The sequence below is a fragment of the Serinicoccus kebangsaanensis genome (assembly GCF_008919445.1).
Lineage (GTDB): Bacteria > Actinomycetota > Actinomycetes > Actinomycetales > Dermatophilaceae > Ornithinicoccus > Ornithinicoccus kebangsaanensis.
In genome coordinates, this window is record NZ_VSLG01000025.1 from 1 (window position 1) to 5,497 (window position 5,497).

Below are 5,497 nucleotides of genomic sequence, written 5' to 3' on the forward strand. Positions count from 1 at the left end.
GGTGTGTGTCCGATTCTTGAGAACTCAACAGCGTGTTTGTTTTTTGATGCCATTTTGTTTGTGCCATGATGCGTGTGCCGCCCCCGGTGGGCGTGTTGTGGTTTTTGCTGGGTATTGATCTCTTTTGAGGTTTTTTCGGAGAGTTTGATCCTGGCTCAGGACGAACGCTGGCGGCGTGCTTAACACATGCAAGTCGAACGATGAAGCTGCAACTTGTTGTGGTGGATTAGTGGCGAACGGGTGAGTAACACGTGAGTAACCTGCCCTCCACTCTGGGATAAGCGCTGGAAACGGTGTCTAATACTGGATGTGACATCAGCCTGCATGGGTTGGTGTGGAAAGATTTTTTGGTGGTGGATGGACTCGCGGCCTATCAGCTTGTTGGTGGGGTAATGGCCTACCAAGGCGACGACGGGTAGCCGGCCTGAGAGGGTGACCGGCCACACTGGGACTGAGACACGGCCCAGACTCCTACGGGAGGCAGCAGTGGGGAATATTGCACAATGGGCGGAAGCCTGATGCAGCGACGCCGCGTGAGGGATGACGGCCTTCGGGTTGTAAACCTCTTTCAGCTCTGACGAAGCTTTTTGTGACGGTAGGAGCAGAAGAAGCACCGGCTAACTACGTGCCAGCAGCCGCGGTAATACGTAGGGTGCGAGCGTTGTCCGGAATTATTGGGCGTAAAGAGCTTGTAGGCGGTTTGTCGCGTCTGCTGTGAAAGCCCGGGGCTTAACTCCGGGTCTGCAGTGGGTACGGGCAGGCTAGAGTATGGTAGGGGAGACTGGAATTCCTGGTGTAGCGGTGGAATGCGCAGATATCAGGAGGAACACCGATGGCGAAGGCAGGTCTCTGGGCCATTACTGACGCTGAGAAGCGAAAGCGTGGGGAGCGAACAGGATTAGATACCCTGGTAGTCCACGCCGTAAACGTTGGGCGCTAGGTGTGGGTCCCATTCCACGGGGTCCGTGCCGCAGCTAACGCATTAAGCGCCCCGCCTGGGGAGTACGGCCGCAAGGCTAAAACTCAAAGGAATTGACGGGGGCCCGCACAAGCGGCGGAGCATGCGGATTAATTCGATGCAACGCGAAGAACCTTACCAAGGCTTGACATACACCGGACGATCGCAGAGATGTGGTTTCCCTTTGTGGCTGGTGTACAGGTGGTGCATGGTTGTCGTCAGCTCGTGTCGTGAGATGTTGGGTTAAGTCCCGCAACGAGCGCAACCCTCGTTCCATGTTGCCAGCAACACCTTTTGGGTGGTTGGGGACTCATGGGAGACTGCCGGGGTCAACTCGGAGGAAGGTGGGGATGACGTCAAATCATCATGCCCCTTACGTCTTGGGCTTCACGCATGCTACAATGGCCGGTACAAAGGGCTGCGATCCCGTGAGGGGGAGCGAATCCCAGAAAGCCGGTCTCAGTTCGGATTGGGGTCTGCAACTCGACCCCATGAAGTCGGAGTCGCTAGTAATCGCAGATCAGCAACGCTGCGGTGAATACGTTCCCGGGCCTTGTACACACCGCCCGTCAAGTCACGAAAGTCGGTAACACCCGAAGCCGGTGGCCCAACCCTTGTGGAGGGAGCTGTCGAAGGTGGGACTGGTGATTGGGACTAAGTCGTAACAAGGTAGCCGTACCGGAAGGTGCGGCTGGATCACCTCCTTTCTAAGGAGCATCGTTCACATCTGCCCGTGGTGGTGGGTGTGGGTGGCCTCGTGGTGCACCCGTGTGTGGTGCCCGGGGTTGCTCGTGGGTGGAACATCGAAGAACTGTCGCTGTGCCTGTGTGGTGCTGCCGGCTGGTGAGTACGGCCTGCCCCCCAAGTTGTGGGGGTGGGTGGGGAAAGCTGGTGGTGGTGGTGGATGGGTGTGGTGCAAGCACGCTGTTGGGTCCTGGAGGATCGGGCCCCCCGTTTGGTGGGGGTTGGGTGCTTCGGCTGGGGCTGCGCCTGGTGGTCATACCCGTTCCCGCCTCCCGCACGTGTGTGTGGGGGTGGGGGTGTGTGGTGGCCTGGTGTGGGTGTGGTGGCTGGTTGTTGGTTGAGAACTGTACAGTGGACGCGAGCATCTGTATCTTTGTGGCTTTTTGTTAAGTTTTTAAGAGCGCACGGTGGATGCCTTGGCACGAGGAACCGAAGAAGGACGTAGGAATCTGCGATAAGCCTCGGGGAGTCGATAACCAGACTGTGATCCGAGGGTGTCCGAATGGGGAAACCCGGCCAGCTTCATCGCTGGTCACCCGCACCTGAATGTATAGGGTGTGTGGAGGGAACGTGGGGAAGTGAAACATCTCAGTACCCACAGGAAGAGAAAACAATATGTGATTCCGTGAGTAGTGGCGAGCGAAAGCGGATGAGGCTAAACCGTAGTTGTGTGATACCTGGTAGGGGTTGCAGCTGCGGGGTTGTGGGAGTGTCGCGTACCGGGGCTACCACCCTGGTGCACAGTGAGAAATCGCGGGTGTAGGTGAAGGGTCTGGAAAGGCCTGGCGGAGACGGTGAGACCCCGGTAGCCGAAACGCCCGTGACTGTGTGCGGCATTTTCCCGAGTAGTACGGGGCCCGAGAAATCCCGTACGAATCTGGCAGGACCACCTGCTAAGCCTAAATATTCCCTCGTGACCGATAGCGGACAAGTACCGTGAGGGAAAGGTGAAAAGTACCCCGGGAGGGGAGTGAAATAGTTCCTGAAACCGTGCGCTTACAATCCGTCGGAGCCTGCCCTTGTGGTGGGTGACGGCGTGCCTTTTGAAGAATGAGCCTGCGAGTTAGTGCTCAGTGGCGAGGTTAACCCGTGTGGGGAAGCCGTAGCGAAAGCGAGTCCGAACAGGGCGTTTGAGTCGCTGGGTCTAGACCCGAAGCGGAGTGATCTACCCATGGCCAGGGTGAAGCGCGGGTAAGACCGCGTGGAGGCCCGAACCCACTTAGGTTGAAAACTGAGGGGATGAGCTGTGGGTAGGGGTGAAAGGCCAATCAAACTCCGTGATAGCTGGTTCTCCCCGAAATGCATTTAGGTGCAGCGTCATGTGTTTCTTGCCGGAGGTAGAGCTACTGGATGGCTGATGGGCCTTACCGGGTTACTGACGTCAGCCAAACTCCGAATGCCGGTAAGTGAGAGCATGGCAGTGAGACTGCGGGGGATAAGCTTCGTAGTCGAGAGGGAAACAGCCCAGATCGCCAGCTAAGGTCCCTAAGCGTGTGCTAAGTGGGAAAGGATGTGGAGTTGCGAAGACAACCAGGAGGTTGGCTTAGAAGCAGCCACCCTTGAAAGAGTGCGTAATAGCTCACTGGTCAAGTGATTCCGCGCCGACAATGTAGCGGGGCTCAAGCACACCACCGAAGCTGTGGCATCAGCACTTTGCTCAGCACCACCCACGGGGTGGTGTTCAGGCGTGTTGATGGGTAGGGGAGCGTCGTGCCGGGAGTGAAGCATCCGAGTGATCGAGGTGTGGATCCGGCACGAGTGAGAATGCAGGCATGAGTAGCGAATGAAGAGTGAGAAACTCTTCCGCCGAATCACCAAGGGTTCCAGGGTCAAGCTAATCTGCCCTGGGTAAGTCGGGACCTAAGGCGAGGCCGACAGGCGTAGTCGATGGACATCCGGTTGATATTCCGGAACCGGCGAAGAACCGCCCAGTACCGAATCCGGGGATGCTAAGCGCCTGAAGCCACCCACAACCTCTGCCGTTCGCGGTAGGGGGCGGGTGGTGGAACGCGTGACCCGAACTGGTAGTAGGTAAGCGATGGAAGGACGCAGGAAGGTAGCCTCCGCGTGGCGATGGTAGTCCACGTCGAAGAGCGCAGGGCCGGGGAGTGGTAAATCCGCCCCACGAGTGCCCGAGGCTTGATCGTGACCGCGTATGCGGGAAGCAGGGTGATCCTATGCTGCCAAGAAAAGTTCCTAGCGAGGTTCGAGCCGCCCGTACCCCAAACCGACTCAGGTGGTGAGGTAGAGAATACCGAGGCGATCGAGTGAATCGTGGTTAAGGAATTCGGCAAAATGCCCCCGTAACTTCGGGAGAAGGGGGGCCGGACGTGTGAAACCCCTCGCGGGTTAGCACTGAAGGCCGCAGAGACCAGGGAGAAGCGACTGTTTACTAAAAACACAGGTCCGTGCGAAGTCGCAAGACGATGTATACGGACTGACGCCTGCCCGGTGCTGGAACGTTAAGGGGACGGGTCAACCCACTCGTGGGTGAAGCTCTGAACTTAAGCGCCAGTAAACGGCGGTGGTAACTATAACCATCCTAAGGTAGCGAAATTCCTTGTCGGGTAAGTTCCGACCTGCACGAATGGCGTAACGACTTCTCCACTGTCTCAACCGCGAACTCGGCGAAATTGCACTACGAGTAAAGATGCTCGTTACGCGCAGCAGGACGGAAAGACCCCGGGACCTTTACTATAGCTTGGTATTGGTGTTCGGTACGGCTTGTGTAGGATAGGTGGGAGACTATGAAACAGCCACGCCAGTGGTTGTGGAGTCAACGTTGAAATACCACTCTGGTCGTTCTGGATTCCTAACCTCGGTCCGTGATCCGGATCAGGGACAGTGCCTGGTGGGTAGTTTAACTGGGGCGGTTGCCTCCCAAAAAGTAACGGAGGCGCCCAAAGGTTCCCTCAGCCTGGTTGGCAATCAGGTGTCGAGTGTAAGTGCACAAGGGAGCTTGACTGTGAGACAGACATGTCGAGCAGAGACGAAAGTCGGGACTAGTGACCCGACGGTGGCTCGTGAAAGCGCCGTCGCTCAACGGATAAAAGGTACCCCGGGGATAACAGGCTGATCCTGCCCAAGAGCTCATATCGACGGCATGGTTTGGCACCTCGATGTCGGCTCGTCGCATCCTGGGGCTGGAGTCGGTCCCAAGGGTTGGGCTGTTCGCCCATTAAAGCGGTACGCGAGCTGGGTTTAGAACGTCGTGAGACAGTTCGGTCCCTATCCGCTGCGCGCGCAGGAAACTTGAGAAGAGCTGTCCCTAGTACGAGAGGACCGGGATGGACGAACCACTGGTGTGTCAGTTGTTCCGCCAGGAGCACCGCTGATTAGCTACGTTCGGACGTGATAACCGCTGAAAGCATCTAAGCGGGAAGCACACTTCAAGATGAGGTTTCCAACACCCCACGGGGTGGAGAGGCTCCCAGCTAGACTACTGGGTTGATAGGCCGGACGTGGAAGCACAGCAATGTGCGTAGCTGACCGGTACTAATAAGCCGACAACTTAACAAACCCCCACCACCAACAGTGGTGGCCCATAAACACCACATGATTGCTCGCGTCCACTGCACGGTTCCCGACCCACAACCCCACCCCCAGGGGAAACAACAGGTCGACAACGTTACGGCGGTCATAGCGTCAGGGAAACGCCCGGACACATTCCGAACCCGGAAGCTAAGCCTGACAGCGCCAATGGTACTGCACCGGAAACAGTGTGGGAGAGTAGGACACCGCCGGACCACACCCCCGCAAGGGCCCACCCACACGGGTGGGCCCTTGCGCTATACC

The 5,497-nt window shown here is 57.6% G+C and carries 3 rRNA genes; all 3 read left to right on the forward strand.

What is annotated here, in order from left to right:
- Window positions 1–132: 132 nt before the first annotated feature.
- A 16S ribosomal RNA gene (locus FXF60_RS16270) occupies window positions 133–1,665 on the forward strand.
- Window positions 1,666–2,086: 421 nt separating this feature from the next.
- Window positions 2,087–5,221, forward strand: a 23S ribosomal RNA gene (locus FXF60_RS16275).
- Window positions 5,222–5,331: 110 nt separating this feature from the next.
- A 5S ribosomal RNA gene (gene rrf, locus FXF60_RS16280) occupies window positions 5,332–5,448 on the forward strand.
- Together the 16S, 23S and 5S rRNA genes form the textbook arrangement of a ribosomal RNA operon.
- The last annotated feature ends 49 nt before the right edge of the window (window positions 5,449–5,497 follow it).